The sequence below is a fragment of the Candidatus Abyssobacteria bacterium SURF_5 genome (assembly GCA_003598085.1).
GTDB lineage: Bacteria > Abyssobacteria > SURF-5 > SURF-5 > SURF-5 > SURF-5.
This window is the reverse complement of sequence record QZKU01000048.1, coordinates 1-16,850: the sequence shown is the minus strand read 5'-3', so window position 1 is coordinate 16,850 and position 16,850 is coordinate 1. Positions and strand designations below refer to the sequence as shown.

The following is a 16,850-nucleotide window of genomic DNA, read 5'->3' as shown; positions in this document are numbered from 1 at the left end:
AATACTCCTGGTTTTCTGGAGGATGGCGGATTATTTCGACAGGAGGTTGGGAAAGATACGACACTCGCAGTAAAGAAAAAAATGTAACTTCGGCGCTCGGACAATTTCACCCGCTCTGCTCTTTAAAGCTTTATCACAATTTGATTTAACTATACAGAGTTCGCAGAGAAAAAGTCAAGCAGCCGGCTCGTCGTCACTAGCTGATTCTCGCATCGAAGCGAAGAGGGCACGGTTGACTTTAACTGCATTCTTGAATAGAATATCCGGAGACTGAGGAATAGCCGCCGGGAAAAAATAACAACCATTCGCATACACGAAAAGGCCTTGCAAGCTTATATCTTAACGCTCCCCAGTAAGACCTCTCGAACATGACTCAAAAAGTGCTCTTGATACGGCCATGGATGATTGTTTCGCCACGCATGTCGGCATATTTTACAGTGATACCGCCGCTGGGAATCGGGTATGTGGCCGCTGCGCTTGAGCAAGCAGGTCGCGAGGTCCGCTTGCTGGATATTGCAGCCGAAGGATGGAGCACGTTACTGCCTTCGAGCGTGCATCCCGATCTGAGCGATGAGGGAATGCCCGAAGAAGCAGTAGTAGAAATATTCAATGATTTCCGCCCCGATCTTATCGGAATCTCAAACTCCTCGACTCCTCAGTTTCCAAGCGCTCTTCGAGTCGCTCGCCTGGCGAAACGCGTATTGCCCAAAGTCCCTGTGGTGATGGGGGGCGTGCACCCTTCAAGTGTTCCGCAGGAGGCCATTTCGGAAGAGGCAGTGGATTTTGTTGTGCGTGGTGAGGGAGAAATACCGGCAGTTGAGTTATGTGAAGCACTGGGAGGAACGCGACCCCTTTCTGAAGTCGGCTCACTCTTGTGGAAAGCAAATGGGAAAGTCTGCAGCAATCCTCTTGCGAGGGCATTCGAGTTGACGTCATTAGTGCCTGCATACCATCTGCTTCCAATGGAGCGTTATTTTGAGGCGGCCGCACTGGACACTACGGTGCGGGGAGGACATGGCCGCCGCTGGGCGCCGATCCTGACAAGTCGAGGATGCCCATACAGATGCAATTTCTGCAGCGTTCATCTTCTGGAAGGCAGAAAATGGCGCGGCAGACCGCCTCAGCATATAGTCGCTGAAATGGAACAGTTACACGAGAATTATGGGATAAGCGTCTTTACGATCGAAGACAGCAATTTCACGTTTGATATCAAGAGGGCAGTTCAAATATGCGAGCTAATAGCCCAACGCCTTCCGGAGGCGACCTTCTCGCTTCCAAATGGAATCAGAGCCGACAGGATACCTCAGGAACTCGTTGATGCGCTGGCGCGGGCCAATTGCTCGGAAGTGACGGTCGCCATCGAGCATGGGGACCAGGAGTTTCTCGATAGCGTGATAAAGAAACGGCTGAAGTTGAAAGGAGTTGTCGAAAGCGTTCGGCGCGTTCGCAGGAAGGGCATTCCGGTAAGCGGGTTCTTTATTCTCGGCATCCCTCCCGAGACAAAGCAAACCCTGTGGGCGACCTGGAAAATGGCGCTCAAACTGGCAAAGATCGGGATGCTGCCTCAGCTAAACATCGCGATGCCGATGCCAGGCACTGAAATGTATGAACATGCTCTTACTAATGGCTTCATAGCTCATCCTCTGCAGGCAACGGACTATCTCGTCATCGCCGAAATGAGGCCGCTGATTGACGGTCCAACCTTGAGCGGACACAGTCTTCTCAGAGCCAAAACAGGTATTTACCTTACGGCCCTGATAACGGCATTTGTTTTCAATCCGAAGTATTTCTTCACCTTCCCGTTCATCCGGTCAACACTCCGAGATTTTTCCAGCTTCAGAACTTTCAAGCGCAGGCTCCGGAAGATACTGGGATTATTAGGTTTTTCAAGAGCTTCTCTTGAACGTCGTGCAGAAGCGACACCGGAAAAGAGCGACAAGGCTGCGACATAACGATACGTCAATCATGCTCTCCGGAATCATGATTAGCCCAACTTTCACCGCCCATCAAAATTTCGCCCTCATTGAGCATCCGGGATTTTCCTGCACCACGCTCCAATATTTAAATCTCAAAGAGACCGCATTCTCCTGATTTCGCCTCATGCGCGGGTTTGACTTTATTATGGTGTATCGCATAAAATGATGCGGAGTTTCTACATTTTCATGTCCCTTTCGCAGGTGGCGGGAGGTCGAGTTGAACACAGACGTTCTCAAAAGGATTTATGATGGAAGGAAGTTCATCGCAACTCTGCGAGAAACCTGCTGATAGCGTTCTCCTCGTCCACTCCCGCGATTCCATCAAAGGCAGCATCTACTACGTACTCTTCTTCTTGTCCGGGATGTCGGCGCTGATTTACGAGATCGTATGGACGCGCAGGCTCACGCTCATTTTCGGGATCACCGTCTATTCCATCAGCACGGTGCTCGTTGCGTTTATGGGCGGCCTGGCCCTCGGCAGCATCCTCGTCGGCAGCCGGATAGATAAAAGGCGAGACCCGCTCCGCGTCTATGCTTTTTTTGAAATCGGGATCGGTATTTGCGCATTGCTGCTCCCGTTCGCGCTCTCGGCACTGAACCCGGCTTACCGGTTCCTTTACCAGACGATGGAAGCGTCCCCCTATCTGATGAGCCTCGCGAAATTTCTCATGTCGGCCGGAGTCCTCATCGTCCCCACAACCATGATGGGAGCTACGTTGCCGGTACTCTCGAAGTTCATCGTGAAACAGATGGACCGGTCAGGCGCCGCAGTCGGCTCTTTGTACGCCGTCAACACTTTGGGCGCGCTCTCAGGATGTTTCCTCGCCGGCTTCGTCTTATTGGGATGGATCGGGGTCAGCCGCTCGGAATGGCTCGCCGTCTCCATAAATATCCTGATCGGAATAGCGGCCCTGATAATATATTACATGATCGGCCCGAACCTTCCCGCAGACGATCCTGAAGAGCTCCCGGCCCGCGAAGCCGAAGACAGCACGTATCATCCGGCAAACCTGCGGCTTATTCTCCTGATCTTCGGCCTTTCCGGGATGGCGGCGCTGGCATACGAGGTCTTATGGTCACGAATCCTGGTGTTTTTGCTCGGAAGCTCCATCTACTCTTTTTCCATGATTCTCACGGTGTATCTGCTGGGCATCACCGGCGGAAGCTTCCTTTTCTCACGACATGTAGATGGCATAAAGAAACCGCTGACGGTTTTCGGATGGCTTGAGATACTCATCGGTCTGACCGTGCTCGCCGGCCTCGTGCTTTTCCAGCGGCTGCCGTTCAGCCCCTATTCGCTGAAGTCCAATCCCGTCGCCTTCATCGCCATCAACTTCTTCAGCACCGCAATTGTCGTCTTGCCACCGACCCTCTTGATGGGGGCGGTGTTTCCGCTCGTGGTGAAGATTTATGCGCGGCGGCTCGGCACGCTCGGAAGACAGACGGGTACGGTATACGCCGTCAACACGGTCGGGGCAATCATCGGCTCATTCATTGCCGGATTCATCCTGATCCCGCTGTTCGGCTCCAAGAACAGCATGCTTGCGCTCATCCTGTTGAGCATCTGCTGCGGACTCGGTCTGCTGTTTCTCGCGGTCAGGGAGCGCGAATCCGGCGCGTTGAATTATGCGGCCGCCGTTCTCGTTGTCCTTCCCATGGCCGGTTTTCCCATCGGCAACGATCTGATGGAGACGCTTTCGGTCCGCCTGATGCAACAGCGAACGAATCGAGATTGGAAGGTAATCGCGTTTAATGAGGATGCCACGGCCGCCGTCGCCGTTGCGGAGGATGAAGAAGGCACGCGCCTGCTGACGGTCAACGGCATCTCGATGACGTATCGCCACGCCGAGACGCAGTTGATGGCGCACCTCCCGCTCGCGATGATGCAGAATCCGAAGAAAGTCCTGATCATATGTTTCGGGATGGGGACGACGTTCGTTTCGGCCAGACACGCGGGCATGGACGTCGATTTCGTCGAGTTGTGTCCGGACGTCGTGGACTCCTTTCAATATTATCAGGAAGACCCATCGATGCTGACCGAACCCGGCGCGCGCGGAATCATTGCCGACGGGCGCAACTACCTTTTGCTTTCAGACAAGAAATATGATCTTATCACCATAGACCCGCCGCCGCCGCCCTACAGCGCGGGCACGGTCAATCTGTATACCAAGGAGTTCTATGAATTGTGCAAGCGGCGGCTGTCGCCTGGCGGCATCGTCTGCCAATGGATTCCAATACCGGCATCCACGGAGGCGCAATACAAGATGCTGGTGCGGACGTTCATGGAGGTGTTCCCGCACACGTCGGTCTGGGGATCGGTCAACCGGCTGGGCACTTATCTGCTGGCGACGCCGGAAAGGCTTGATATCGACAGAGGCGCTTTTGCCGCCTACTTCCTCAGGCCGGAAGTCAGGGACGACCTCTCTCTGTACATGAAGGAAGCGCCCGGCGCAAAAGACATGTTCTCGCTGCTCCTGCTCGATGAGGATTCCGCGAAATACTATGTGCAGGGCGCACCGGTATTAACCGATGATCTCCCCTTGATCGAATTTCCGCTGTTTCACGTCAAGCCGTACGACGAGATCATGAGCATGTCGCTGATCTATGGGCGGTAGACCCTGCCATTGATTCTTATTCTTGAAGCGGCGTGATATTTTCCAACTCATTCTGGAAATCCGTCGGGATCACATGCAGCAGCCAGCCCTCGCCGCGAGGGTCCTCGCGGACGATCGAGAAATCTCGCACAGCCTTTTCATTGATTTCGACGATTCTCGCGCTGAACGGAGCGCGCAGATTGAACACGCGCATATTCGAGCCGGTTATGGTGGCAAAGGGCAACCCTTGGGGAACGGTCTCCCCGATTTTTGATATCTCGATGCTCAACGGCGCGCCAATCGTGGCAAGAAAACCGGGTTCAACGCCGAAATACATGGTGCCATCGGGAAGCATCCGCGCGTAGGTCTGGTTGAAGAAGCTGCGAATCTCGTCGGTGGCCGCGACCTCGACCGGTTCTTCGGCGCCCTCAGACACCTTCTTCACTTGTGCCGCGTTCTTCACAACGGTCCGCAGCTCCTCTTTCGTGAACGGCTTCGCGATGTAATCGAATGCGCCCTTGCGCAATGCCTGCAGGGCGGTTCGCATCGTGGCATAGCCGGTGATCATGATGATCCGCGCGTCGCGGTCGACCTGCCGAACGCGGTCGATAAGCTGGAGGCCGTCGATTCCCGGCATCATCAGGTCGGTCACCACAACATCATACTTCCCTGCATCCAGCAGGCGCAGTCCCTCATCCGGCGAGAGCACCGAATCTATCACGAACTCATGCTCCTCATCCGACTTCAGCACTTTCCGCACGCTTTGAAGAACGATCTCTTCATCGTCAACGACGAGCACTTTCACGCGTTCAGCCATACGCATCTCCGTCTCATACGACCGCGTCGGCCGAGGCCGGCGCCGCCTTTCCCCAAGGCATCATGATGTGGAAAGTGACTCCCTCACCCAGCTTCGACTCGACCTCGAGCCTGCCGCCATGTTGATTAATTATGTTCCAACTGACTGCGAGGCCGATTCCCATTGATTTGCCGCCCTTCGTGGAGAAAAAGGGCTCGAATATTCTCGGAAGATTCTCCTCCGCAATGCCCGGCCCGGTATCCCGCACGACCACCTCGACCTCATGCGAACGTTGATGCGACAGCGAAGAAATGAATATGTTTCCGCCGTCGGACATGGCCTCAGCGGCATTCACAAGCAGATCGAGCATCACCTGCTCTATCTGAATCGGGTCCGCGATCACCGGAGGCAGATCGTTCTCAAGGTCAGTCGTGATCACGATGTTCCTGAAGATCGCCTGTTTGGAGATAAACTCGATCGTATGCACCAGGACCTCGTTGACATTCACCGGCCGCAGATTCGGTTTCTCCTGGCGCGAGAAATCCAGCAACTGCCGAACGATCTCCCGGCAGCGGACGGCCTGCCGCCGGATCACTTCGAAATCGGACCGGCGCGGATCGCTGTGATCGGCATTCTCCGCCAGATCCTCCGCAAACGTCAAGATGCCGGTCAAGGGATTGTTGATCTCGTGCGCGACCGACGCAGCGAGTTTTCCAATCGACGCGAGCTTCTCGGCGGTGACAAGTTGTCGCTGGCTGGAGAGCAGTTTCTCCTGCATCTTGTTGAAAGCACGCGCCAGCCCGCCGAGCTCGGCCTCGCCGACCGGAATGATATGGCCGATCTCGCCTTCGGCAACACGGCGGGTGCCGTCGAGCAGGTCCTTCACCGGGTTGGACACCCAGCGCCGGATGAGCGCCATGACGATGAGCGAAGTGACCAGGGCGATCACGATGGAAAGCGCCATGAGCTGAAAATACGAGCGGTTCAACATCTCGTTTGTTTGCGCATAGGAAATGTTCATTTGCATGATGCCCAACACGCTTTCGGCCGGCGTATGAGCATGACAGGCCGCATTCGCGCAGGCCGGATCATTATAGATCGGCAGGCTCACTTCCGCCACCTTCGCATCATGCAGCAGCCGAACCTCTGCCGGCTCAGCCAGCCGCGGAAGCGGCTGCTCCGAGCCGTTGCCGTGGCAGCCGGAACAGCGGTTGTCCCCGATAGTCACTTTTTCGGGGTCCTGTAACGCATCCCCGTAAACAATATCTCCGCGATGGCTCACCAGCGTCACGCCGTCGATATCGTCTTCTTTGGCGATCTGCTGGATTGCCGCTTGTATCTCGTCGCGACGGTTTTCGAGCATGCTGAACCGCAGGATGCGCTCGAGTGACCGGCACATATTGATCGAGTTGTGGACAAACAGTTCCATCGCTTCGCTGCGCTGCTTCATCAGGCTGAAGAATGCAAAGGAACCGGTGGAAAGCACGATCAGCACCGCCACCATAATAGCCAGGCGGACACCGATTCCGATTCTCTTCTTCAGCTTCAGCAGTTTCATGGCCTGGTATCCGTCGGAGAGGACATTTCCTCGAGCGTAGCGTCGATATCCGAAACGATCTGAGAAATCGAGGTGTAAAATCGGTTGGTATTCACTGCGAAGTGAAGCAGGATGTCGTTAAGGCTGTCGGGAATATATGGGAAAAGTTTCTGCAGGTTCATGATCCTGTGCTCGTAAAAGGCCGAGGCGTCATCGGCGCACAGATCATTTTTTACAGATGCCGGATAATCATCTGATTGGAGAACTTCCCGGAACGTCTTCATCCCCATTCCCACACAGAATTGCAGGATATTGCCGACGCTCCAGATATCGAGGTCGGAGAAATCCTGAGTCAGGTCGAAATCGATCCACCGGTACAACCCGGTGTCCTGCTCGATCAGGATATGGTCGTTCCGGATATCGCCGTGGCAAAGATTGTGATCGTGCAGGAACTGCAGAGATGCGATGCAGCCCGCGACTTTTCTGAGAATTCCGGGAAACGGGCCATAGAAGTATTCCTCATGAGTCGTATTCATGTTCAAGATGACGTCGTAAATGCTTTTCCCGCGGATAATATCGACCACTCTCACCTCGTTCCCGCGCCCGTCGAACAGAGAATACCCCTGCATGAAGTTGGGGTTCCCGCGGACAAGTTCAAGCACCTGCGCTTCCTTGTGCGGATTCCGGTAGCAGCGAATCCTGAGGCGGCCGATACGCATGTGAAACTCCTCACGGTGCGAAAGCTTGACGATCTGCTGGCTCCCCGCTTCCAGATCTATCGCCTTTTTCACCCAGTATTTCGGCTCGTCACTGAGACCGAAGCGAGCCTCGTAGATGTAGCCTGTCACCAGGAAATGCCGCCCGTCCAATTCGAGGATGTGTCCCCGGTGGATATTCATGAATTCGGTTGTGTCGCTGACAACCTTCAGGTCTTCCACCGGAATGCTTGAAAACTCGGCGGCGCGCCGGCACAGCCAATCTCGAGATTTTTCACCGAGAACCTTACCCATCCGACTCCTGGCGCTCACAGATGTCCCCTAAAAGGCCGATCGAGCGTTTCCTTCTCAAAATGGATTATATCACAGCATTTAAAAGTATGTGCGGTTGCCAGCGGTTGCTTGGGACCCCCAGCAAACAAAGAGAAAGCCCCGCCGGTTGCGAAAAAACAGGCGGGGCCAATTCCTTTCAGCTTAAGCGGCTTCTTCCTTTACGGAGATGGCCACCTTATACAGCACCGTCAGGATCAGCAATCCAATTGCATAGATAGCGAACGTGATCATGAGTTCCGGCGCCGTCGGCGAATATTCGGTAATATGCTCGAATGGGTTGGGAATGAAGCCGGCCAGTACCAAGCCAAGCCCTTTCTCGATCCAGAGCGAAATGAAGGTGAGTGCGGCAGCGACAGCCAGCGTTTTCTCATTCCGCCGCGTTGCAGGATTCACGAGGAAAACAAGCGCGACAATCGCGAGCAGCGCCGAGATCCTCATCCAGGGGACCAGCTTCGCGTGGCCCTCAAGACCGAAGTACAGGTACTCGAGGCTGTGTATATGGCCGGGAACCTGACTGTAGTATGCGGTAAAGAATTCGAGTCCGACAAAGAATATGCTGGCGATAAGCGCGTACGTCACGATCTTTGCCAGGCTCTGGATGGCCTCGCGGCCCGGATCGAACTTGCTCACCTTCCTCACGAGCAGACACAGGAGTATGAGGAGCGAAGGACCTGCGGCAAATGCCGATCCCAGGAAGCGGACGGCCAAAATTGCGGTCAGCCACAGATGCCTTCCCGGAAGACCCGCATAGAGAAAAGCGGTCACGGTGTGAATGCTCACGGCCCAGGGGATCGACAGGTAGATGAGCGGCTTCACCCATCCGGGAGGCGGCGTCGACTTGCGCTCCGCCGAAAGAACGTTCCAGGCGATCACGATGTTGAGCACAAGATACATATTCAACACGATCATATCCCAGAACAGGATCGAGTTGGGGGTCGGATACAGGATCAGGTTGAAGGCGCGCGCCGGCGTGCCGAGGTCGACGATAACAAAGAGCCCGCACATGGTGACGGCCGAAACCGCCAGAAATTCTCCCAGAACGGTGATCTTGCCGAATGCTTTGTAATTATGCAGATAATACGGAATGACGACCATCACCGCCGACGCCGCCACGCCAACCAGGAAGGTGAGTTGGGCGATGTACAGCCCCCACGAGATGTCTCTGCCCATGCCGGTGATGCGAAGGCCGTCAACCAACTGATATGCGTAGCAGCCGGCGCCCGCCCCGATTACAATGAGCAAGAACAGAATCCACGCGTAATAACTTCGACTTCCGTAAAAAGCTTTTTCCAACATGGCTCCCTCACAGGATATAGTACACTCTCGGCCTGGTTCCAAGCTCGGGTTTGCGCTGAATGGAGTAACGCTCTCCAAGGACTTTCCTCACCTCAGAATTGGGATCATCCAGATCTCCGAAGGTGAGCACGCCCGAGCTGCAGCTTTCGACGCATGCCGGCTGAAGTCCCTTTGCGAGCCTCTCGACGCAGAAATTGCATTTCTCGACAACTCCCTTGGTTCTCGTCGGGAAGTCCGGATTCATCCTCCCCTCGGGAATATACGGGCGCGGATCGGTCCAGTTGAAGCTCCTCGATCCATACGGGCACGCGGCCATACAACACCTGCACCCGATACAGCGATGGAAGTCCATCATTACGATGCCGTCCTCGCGCTTCCAGGTGGCCTGAACCGGGCACACGCGCACGCACGGCGGATTATCGCAATGGTTGCACAGCACCATGAACGGCTGATGCTTGACGCGCTCCTCGACGAACTCGTGCTCAACGCCCGGGAAAGCGTGCTCGTAGGATTCATTCCATATCCATTTCACTTCCTCTTTCGTTCTTCCAAGATCGGGAATATTGTGAGCGCGATTGCAGGCGTTTATGCAGTCGGTGCAATCGTCCCGGCACTTTGTGATATCGACCACCAGAGCCCAGCGCCCGGCGCGAAGCGCGTTCGGATTCGGCGCGATCTCCATCCGCTCCGCCTGCGCGAAGGCATTGAGCACGGGTTTCACTCCCAACCCGAGAAGGCAGGCCCCGGATATCTTCAGAAAGCTCCTTCGGCTCTTCATCAGGCACTCTCCTTCGGCTCAACATGACAATCCCAGCAGTACGGAGTGCTCACGCCGGAATACGCATGACACTTGTTGCAGAACTCCTGCCGGCTCGTGTGGCACTTCATGCAGGTGCGGGTGAGGCTCATCTCGTACATCTTTCCGGTGCTGGACAGGTACGTCGCCTGTCCCTCCCGAACGACGAAGTCTCTCCATTCGTTGAGCATCTGCATGTGAGATGCCCGCATGTAAGCGGTGGGTTCCACGCATTCGGTCTCGTCTGCCGGAAGCAATAACTGCGGTTTCTCAATGGCTTCTTCATTTGCTTGAGTGTACCAGAACGGGAAAGTCACCACACCGAGGAAGATGACCAACCCGGCAATGATTTTTCCGCCGTCATACATCCTTCGTGTCCTCCTCCTTCATGAGGGGCTCGCCGCGTACGTCGGTCGTCCTCTCCTTTTCGCCCGTTAACACCAGCGCATTTGCCACCAGCTCATGAATACCGCCCACCTCGACTCCTGGCACCCAATACTCCATCAACGGCGGCAGGGTCGCTTTATCGATGGCGCACATGCAGAGCAGAATATTGACGCCGTGCTTCTCGTGCACGTGCCTGACGGCGTTCGCGCGCGGAAGCCCGCCCCGCAGGCGCATCTCCATGTTTTCATCGTTGCCCAGACCCGCGCCGCTGCCGCAGCAGAAGGTTTGTTCGCGGATGGTATTGTCGGGCATCTCGAAGAAGTTGTTGCAGACGTTGCGGATAACGTATCTTGGCTCCTCGAACAGGCCGAGCGCTCGGGCCGGATTGCAGGAATCGTGGAATGTGGCTCTCCAGTGATTGTTCCGGCTGGGATCGAGTTTCAGTTTGTTATTCCGGATCAGGTCCGACGTGAATTCCGTAATGTGGACCATTTTCGTGGACCGCGCATTCTCGAACCTCGTCCCGGTAATAGGCGAAACCGGCTCCTGGAGGAAATCGGCCGGGCCGTTCATCGTATCCATGTACTGGTGCACGACCCTCCACATGTGGCCGCACTCTCCGCCCAGAATCCATTTCACGCCCAGTCGCTTCGCCTCTGCATACATTTTTGCGTTCAAGCGCTTGATCATCTCGTGCGAGGTGAACAAGCCGAAGTTGCCGCCCTCGGAGGCAAACGTGCTCCACGTGTAGTCGAGTCCGATCTCGTGGAACAGGGCGAGATACCCCAGCAGCGTGTAATAATGCGGAGAGGCAAAATAATCGGCTGAGGGCGTGATAAAGAGGATCTCCGCGCCCTTCTTGTTTATCGGGGCGTCGACCCGAATCCCAGTGATCTCCTCGAGCTCGTCAACGGCAAACTCAATACTGTCTGCGAATCCGTGCGGCTGGATGCCAAGATGATTGCCGGTGCGGAAGCAGTTGGCGCACGGCTCGATCGTCCACCCGATGTTCAGGCCGACCAGATTCAGCAGCTCGCGCGCGAGCATGGTGATCTCGGCGGTATCGATCCCGTATGGGCAGAAAACAGAGCAGCGGCGGCATTCCGTGCACTGATAGAAGTAGTAGTACCATTCCTTCAGCACGTCCACCGTCAGTTCCCGTGCGCCCGCAATCTTCCCGAGAATCTTTCCGGCGGTAGTGAAATCTTTTCGATAGACGGACCTCAGAAGCTCGGCCCTGAGGACCGGCATGTTCTTGGGGTCGCCTGAACCGATGAAGAAGTGACATTTATCGGCACACGCGCCGCACCTTACGCAGATGTCCATGAACACCTTGAGCGAACGATACTTGGACAGTCTCTCGCGAAGGCCCTCGTGGATAATCCTTTGCCAGTCATTCGGCAGTTTCCAATCCTTATCCATCGGCGACCAGTCCCGCGGGTTCGGCAGGTCCAGATAGCTCATGAATTTGGATTTTGCGCTGTAGCAGTAGCTGCCGTGTTTGAATACAACAGGCGTATCCATCCAGTCGCTGCGAGGCAACTGCTGATCGATCACTCCCAGCTGTTCCGGTTTTGGAATGCTTTCTGGAATATCTGACATTGTCACTCCTTTTCCAAAGGCAGCCCGGCCGGTTTCAAATCACCGGAAGCCTCTCTTTCCAGAGGCAGTCCGGCAGCCTGCATCTTGTCCCTGAACTCTTCCTCATACTCATCATAAGTGTGAACCTTGACAGGATAATTCCAGGGATTGATATGCCTGCGCATGCGGTTATTGTTCGCCAGGTTCCGGGTCGGGCTCAGGAAGATGCCCCCCAAATGCATCAGCTTGCTGAAAGGGAAATATGCAAACAGCACGCTGACGAGAAACAGATGAACGTAGAACAGCGAACCGATTCCGGCGGGAACAACCGGTCTGAATGCAGCCAGTCCTATCGTGAGCTCCTTGATCGCTTCAACATCCACTCTCAGCAAATAGCGCATCAAGATGCCGGAAGTCGCCAGCCCAAGAATCAGAAACAGGGGGAAGTAATCCGCCGGCAGCGAAATATACTTGATCTGCGGTATGACGATTCTTCGCAGGAACAGATAGGTGGCCGCAGCCACGAGAATGATATCACTCAAATACAGTGCGGGCACACTGATCTGGAAGAATCCGTCCAACTGATCCAGCGCATTAACGAAGAAGGGCACCGGCACGGTAAAAAAGCGCAAATGCCTGAGAAGGATCATCAGGAACGCGTAGTGGAAGGCGAGCGCCGCCAGCCACAGCCACTTCTCCCATTCATAGGAAAGCTTTGGCCCTTTCCTGAGCTCGAGCCGAGTGTTTCTGAACAGCGACCTGAAGAAAAGAATTTCAAGCGCCATCCGCCCGATGACTCCTGCGGTTGAGTGCGGATTATCAAGGGTGCTCGACTTTATCCACGGATGCGTTTTCTGTTGACCACACGACAGTGTGATGCGGAAAGGAACAGGCGAGCGCGCCCATTTCAAGACCCGATATACGAGTCCGCCGAGAAAGACGGCGAGCGCCGCATAGGGAATGACAATCCCGAAAAATACTTGCAGATTCGCCAGTTCCACCCCCGCGAGTGCAATACCTACCAGCGCCAAAACCGCGATGAGGGGAAGGAAGATTTTCATGAACCCTTACCTCGCTTTATATTCTCCACGTCGCCGGGACCCTCCTCGGGGTCGGGGATCTCCACGACAAGATTCGCTCTTTTCAACAGCCGAAACGTCCGGTCCTTCACCTGGCTTGCTTTCAGATCGTAAATTTTCTCCCGACACTTCATAAAGAGCGTAAATCCCTGAAGAGCCAGATTGTCCAGCCTGGTTTCAAATTCAAGCAACTCCCGCACGGAAAGCGCGTTCTCCCGGAGAAAAGGATCTGCTTCCTCTCTCACAACCGCTTTCAATCTGAAGAGAAAATCAAGCGCCTCGGCCGGGGTAAAATCCTGAACCGCCTTTATCCGAATGATGTCATCCAGATGCCGTAATACTTGCTCCGAATCAGTTCCGCTTAGGAGATAATCGTATACCGCTTCCACTCCCCGCGTAAGAGCATCGCCCACGGGGTTAGCGAACCGGTCTTTTTCTCCTTTCAGAAAACGAGACGTCTCCGGCGCATATGTCTCAAAAACCAGTCGCGCCCACTTTGCGACGATTTCAGAGCGTTTCTCCGTGAGGAGCGTTCTCAGATCCATAAAATGTGTCACCGGCTGCGACCAGGGGCATAGAATCCTCCCACTGGTATTTCGCGCAGTGTGTTACCACGGCAGTAACGTGTCGTACAAATTGCCCCTAAAGGGATGAAAAATTCCTTTTGGCTGGAATACCTCCCAATAAGGATACCTCTTTTGCGAAGGCTGCCGCAGAAGCTGCCGCCTTTCCATCTTTGGGGCGCCGCATAACCCCTTCCCGGGTTATCATGAATCAGCAGCCGATGAGCTGCTCCGTATGCAACTTGGCCACCGGAGAGAAGGGGCATGCGGAAGATGGTGCACCACCGGGATACCGCGCTTGTTCGAAACGCGGCATCCCAGCAATAAGTCTTTCGCCTATACGCAACCCGTCGGCTTGGGAAGACCTGCAATCTTGCAAGCGCCTTTCGCCGGCCCTGACGGGAACAACTCGTAAATCTTCTTCAAATTGCAGCCGGTCTCCTTGCAGAGCTTGCGAATCATAGGGGCAACCCCGAATTTCAGGTAGTAGTCGCGGATGTAATGGACTACTTTCCAATGTTCGTCCGTCATAGCCTGAATTCCCTCAGTGGGTGCGAAAGCTGCGGCGACCTCGTCATCCCACAGCTCCGGGTTCTGAAGAAATCCATCTTCGTCGACGTCAAATGTTTTCCCCGCTAATACGATTGATCCCATTCTCTCTTTCCTTTCTGAAAATGAGCACCTTCATTGCCTCATGGGAAAAATATCCCATATCAGTCCGTAATTGCCTTCACCCTACACTTTTCTCCCTTTTCTCCAGACCATTTTCCTGATAGCGTGAGCGGAAAGCCCCTCATACAGTTCCGGCCTGCGATTGGCCAGGAAAAAGCCGACTCTCGCCTTGCGCACTTTTGCCAGAGCGTCAGCTTTGAGGTCCGCAATCAGCATTCTTTCTTCCTCGCCCGAAGTCTCTCCCAGGACTTCCCCGCGCGGGTCCAGCACCAGCGCGACACCGGTGAATTTAATGCCTGCGCCGCCGTCTCCAGTCTGGTTACAGGCAACCAGATACACGCTGTTATCGTATGCCCGGGCCGCAAGGTAACGCAGCCACCGGCCGCGCTTCTGATCGGGCGATTCCGGAGGCGGCGACGCATGCGGCACAAACAGGACCTCCGCCCCCTTCAACGCAAGCAGTGTGCTGAGTTCCGGGAAATGCGCATCGTAACATAACTGCACCCCGAAAGTGGTCCTGCCGAGCCTGAATGTCGGAATCCGGTTGCCACCCTCAAAAAACTTCCGCTCGCCCCGCGAAAGATGAAGTTTACAGTACTTCCCCATACGGCCATTCGGTGTCACGACAACCTGCGTGATCGCGACAGATCCCCGCGCCGTCTTCTCGGGCAAGCCGGCGAGGATGACGATCCCGAATTCTCTGGCCATCCGCTGCACTTGTCGAGTGCTTGGCCCCGGGATCGGCTCGGCATATTGCTCCATTTTCTTCGTCAATGCATATCCGGTAATGTTCATTTCTGGAAAACAGACAAGATCGGCGTCACATGCCGATGCCTGTCTCACGAACTGTCTCATCTTTTCCAGGTTTGCATCAACTTCTCCGAACCCGGACTGCATAACAACCGCTGCAATGCGCAGGTCGTTCATTCTCCAGCCAATTCCTCAGAAAGCGCGATTTACCTCCATCGTATTTTCCAAGCGGCCGCCGCTCAGCATCCTGCGCGCAGCCAGTCGAACCACGGCCTCGGCCCATTTCTTCTCACCCGTCGCATGGATATGGCAGAAGGAAGCGAGGACATTCTTGTAAAGCAGGCCGTCGCGACCGCAGTCGAAGCCATAGCCGCGTTTCACCTGGAAAATCGTTCCCACCTCGGCTGGATCATATTTCTGCACGGCTGCATAATGGAATTCGTGCCCTCGAAGGATTGTTCCCACTGAAAAATACGGATTCGGTTTGTCGATTTCAACGACAACATATCCATGCCCCTGGGGCTTGCGCTTTATGCTGAATCCAACCGGAAAAACGCCTGCCATGGGATACGTTTCACCGCCGAATTCAAGCGTCTCTCCCAGATAGATCAAGCCGCCGCACTCGGCATAAACCGGCAACCCGTTTTCAACCTCCTGCTTGACCGCCGCCCGCAACGACTCATTTTGAGCCAGCTCGCGTGCGTGGGTCTCAGGGAACCCACCACCGATATATATAGCATCAACCTGCGGCAGTTTTCTGTCATGGAGCCCACTGATCTCAACCAGCCGCGCTCCACAACGCTCGAGTGCCTCAAGGTTTTCCGGATAGTAAAAGGTAAATGCCGAATCTCTGAACACCCCGATGCGTGGCGCCCCTTCAACAGCGCCTCCGCAGCCGTTGCTCCTCAGGGCCGGAATTGCAAGCGGCAGCGACGACGTTGCAATTCGAAATACGGCATCCGAATCAAGATTCGGCGCAATTACGTCATGAAGCCGCTCGAGCGTCATTTTTGCGAGAGGATGTTCCTCGGGCGGCAACAGACCGAGATGACGCTCCGAGAGCGAAAAATCCTTGATTCGAGGGATCGCCCCAACAACAGGTATTCCCGTTTCCTGTTCGACGGCGGCTCGAATAAGCGATTCCTGCCGGATATTAGCCACCTGATTGAGGATTACGCCCGCCAGATTCACCTGCGTATCCATCAGTTTGCATCCCAGCACGATCGCCGCAACCGTTCGCGTGATCTTGGTGCAATTCAACACCAAAAGGACGGGGGCGCCGATCAGTTTCGCGAGCTCGGCCGTGCTGTGAGTTCCGCTGGCATCCATCCCGTCAAACAGGCCCCGGTTCCCTTCGATAATAGCGATATCCGCGAGGCGAGTACGCGCCTCAACCTTAAGAAGGATATCCTCAGAATCCATTAAGAAGGTGTCCAAGTTATAACTGGGGCGGCCGGCCGACAGAGCGTGCCACGCAACGTCGATATAGTCGGGCCCCTTTTTGAACGGCGCTACCACAAGGCCCTTCCGCCGACATAGTTCAATGAGGCCGAGAGCAATAACAGTTTTGCCCGACCCACCGCTCAACCCGCTTATTACAACGCGGGGGCACGTTATATTTGTTTCAAACGAAACCATGGCAGTTTTCAACTCGTCTTACCAGCTAACGGGGAACTGGGAAGAGGGTTCTCACTCTTCCGGAGGCGTTTCGCCCGATCCGGGTGTAAAGCCGGCAAGGACGATATAGGTCGTGCTTCCGCTCGACCAGTAGTCC

Annotated in this window: 14 protein-coding genes; 2 read left to right on the top strand and 12 right to left on the bottom strand. The window is 55.1% G+C overall.

The features are described 5' to 3' along the window. The first annotated feature begins 368 nt into the window (after positions 1-368). On the top strand, positions 369-1,952 hold the full coding sequence (locus tag C4520_06670; protein ID RJP23232.1) for a radical SAM protein: 1,584 nt from the start codon (positions 369-371) through the stop codon (positions 1,950-1,952). A gap of 269 nt (positions 1,953-2,221) precedes the next feature. Continuing rightward, positions 2,222-4,591, top strand: coding sequence for a spermidine synthase (locus C4520_06665; protein ID RJP23231.1), 2,370 nt, complete (start codon positions 2,222-2,224; stop codon positions 4,589-4,591). A gap of 16 nt (positions 4,592-4,607) precedes the next feature. Here the strand turns inward: C4520_06665 and C4520_06660 are convergent, their stop codons facing one another. From C4520_06660 to C4520_06605, 12 genes are all read right to left on the bottom strand, one after another. Further along, positions 4,608-5,393, bottom strand: a complete 786-nt coding sequence (locus C4520_06660; GenBank protein ID RJP23230.1) for a response regulator — start codon at positions 5,391-5,393, stop codon at positions 4,608-4,610. A gap of 7 nt (positions 5,394-5,400) precedes the next feature. Continuing rightward, positions 5,401-6,924 carry a HAMP domain-containing protein gene (locus C4520_06655; protein RJP23229.1) on the bottom strand — a complete coding sequence of 508 codons (1,524 nt, stop codon included), beginning with the start codon at positions 6,922-6,924 and terminating at the stop codon, positions 5,401-5,403. Next, the gene (locus C4520_06650) at positions 6,921-7,913 is read right to left on the bottom strand and encodes a protein kinase family protein (protein ID RJP23228.1); all 993 of its coding nucleotides are present in this window, start codon (positions 7,911-7,913) and stop codon (positions 6,921-6,923) included. The genes C4520_06655 and C4520_06650 overlap by 4 nt, the downstream gene beginning before the upstream one ends. Before the next feature lie 180 nt (positions 7,914-8,093). Then, on the bottom strand, positions 8,094-9,248 hold the full coding sequence (locus C4520_06645) for a menaquinol oxidoreductase (GenBank protein RJP23227.1): 1,155 nt from the start codon (positions 9,246-9,248) through the stop codon (positions 8,094-8,096). Positions 9,249-9,255: 7 nt separating this feature from the next. Continuing rightward, the gene (locus C4520_06640) at positions 9,256-10,029 is read right to left on the bottom strand and encodes a 4Fe-4S dicluster domain-containing protein (protein RJP23226.1); all 774 of its coding nucleotides are present in this window, start codon (positions 10,027-10,029) and stop codon (positions 9,256-9,258) included. Beyond that, entirely contained in the window at positions 10,026-10,412 is a 387-nt protein-coding gene (locus C4520_06635; protein RJP23225.1) for a cytochrome C, read from the bottom strand. Before C4520_06635 ends, C4520_06640 begins: the two co-directional genes overlap by 4 nt. Further along, positions 10,405-12,033, bottom strand: coding sequence for a (Fe-S)-binding protein (locus tag C4520_06630; GenBank protein ID RJP23224.1), 1,629 nt, complete (start codon positions 12,031-12,033; stop codon positions 10,405-10,407). Before C4520_06630 ends, C4520_06635 begins: the two co-directional genes overlap by 8 nt. Before the next feature lie 2 nt (positions 12,034-12,035). Next, positions 12,036-13,073: a menaquinol oxidoreductase gene (locus C4520_06625; GenBank protein ID RJP23223.1), complete on the bottom strand. Its 1,038-nt coding sequence runs from the start codon at positions 13,071-13,073 to the stop codon at positions 12,036-12,038. Beyond that, positions 13,070-13,636: a hypothetical protein gene (locus C4520_06620; protein RJP23222.1), complete on the bottom strand. Its 567-nt coding sequence runs from the start codon at positions 13,634-13,636 to the stop codon at positions 13,070-13,072. The genes C4520_06625 and C4520_06620 overlap by 4 nt, the downstream gene beginning before the upstream one ends. 354 nt (positions 13,637-13,990) lie before the next feature. Next, on the bottom strand, positions 13,991-14,308 hold the full coding sequence (tusE, locus tag C4520_06615; protein RJP23221.1) for a TusE/DsrC/DsvC family sulfur relay protein: 318 nt from the start codon (positions 14,306-14,308) through the stop codon (positions 13,991-13,993). An 81-nt stretch (positions 14,309-14,389) separates the two neighbouring features. Next, entirely contained in the window at positions 14,390-15,253 is an 864-nt protein-coding gene (locus C4520_06610) for a nitrilase (GenBank protein RJP23220.1), read from the bottom strand. Between the two features lie 15 nt (positions 15,254-15,268). Beyond that, positions 15,269-16,714 (bottom strand): cobyrinate a,c-diamide synthase, encoded by a 1,446-nt coding sequence (locus tag C4520_06605; protein ID RJP23219.1) that lies wholly within the window; start codon positions 16,712-16,714, stop codon positions 15,269-15,271. Positions 16,715-16,850: the final 136 nt, after the last annotated feature.

What these genes read in the sequence shown, in the direction of transcription:
- C4520_06625 (RJP23223.1), bottom strand. Translation starts at nt 13,073, where the DNA reads ATGAAAATCTTCCTTCCCCTCATCGCGGTTTTGGCGCTGGTAGGTATT.
- C4520_06670 (RJP23232.1), top strand. Translation starts at nt 369, where the DNA reads ATGACTCAAAAAGTGCTCTTGATACGGCCATGGATGATTGTTTCGCCA.
- C4520_06605 (RJP23219.1), bottom strand. Translation starts at nt 16,714, where the DNA reads ATGGTTTCGTTTGAAACAAATATAACGTGCCCCCGCGTTGTAATAAGC.
- C4520_06620 (RJP23222.1), bottom strand. Translation starts at nt 13,636, where the DNA reads ATGGATCTGAGAACGCTCCTCACGGAGAAACGCTCTGAAATCGTCGCA.
- C4520_06635 (RJP23225.1), bottom strand. Translation starts at nt 10,412, where the DNA reads ATGTATGACGGCGGAAAAATCATTGCCGGGTTGGTCATCTTCCTCGGT.
- tusE (RJP23221.1), bottom strand. Translation starts at nt 14,308, where the DNA reads ATGGGATCAATCGTATTAGCGGGGAAAACATTTGACGTCGACGAAGAT.
- C4520_06650 (RJP23228.1), bottom strand. Translation starts at nt 7,913, where the DNA reads ATGGGTAAGGTTCTCGGTGAAAAATCTCGAGATTGGCTGTGCCGGCGC.
- C4520_06660 (RJP23230.1), bottom strand. Translation starts at nt 5,393, where the DNA reads ATGCGTATGGCTGAACGCGTGAAAGTGCTCGTCGTTGACGATGAAGAG.
- C4520_06645 (RJP23227.1), bottom strand. Translation starts at nt 9,248, where the DNA reads ATGTTGGAAAAAGCTTTTTACGGAAGTCGAAGTTATTACGCGTGGATT.
- C4520_06610 (RJP23220.1), bottom strand. Translation starts at nt 15,253, where the DNA reads ATGAACGACCTGCGCATTGCAGCGGTTGTTATGCAGTCCGGGTTCGGA.
- C4520_06655 (RJP23229.1), bottom strand. Translation starts at nt 6,924, where the DNA reads ATGAAACTGCTGAAGCTGAAGAAGAGAATCGGAATCGGTGTCCGCCTG.
- C4520_06630 (RJP23224.1), bottom strand. Translation starts at nt 12,033, where the DNA reads ATGTCAGATATTCCAGAAAGCATTCCAAAACCGGAACAGCTGGGAGTG.
- C4520_06665 (RJP23231.1), top strand. Translation starts at nt 2,222, where the DNA reads ATGATGGAAGGAAGTTCATCGCAACTCTGCGAGAAACCTGCTGATAGC.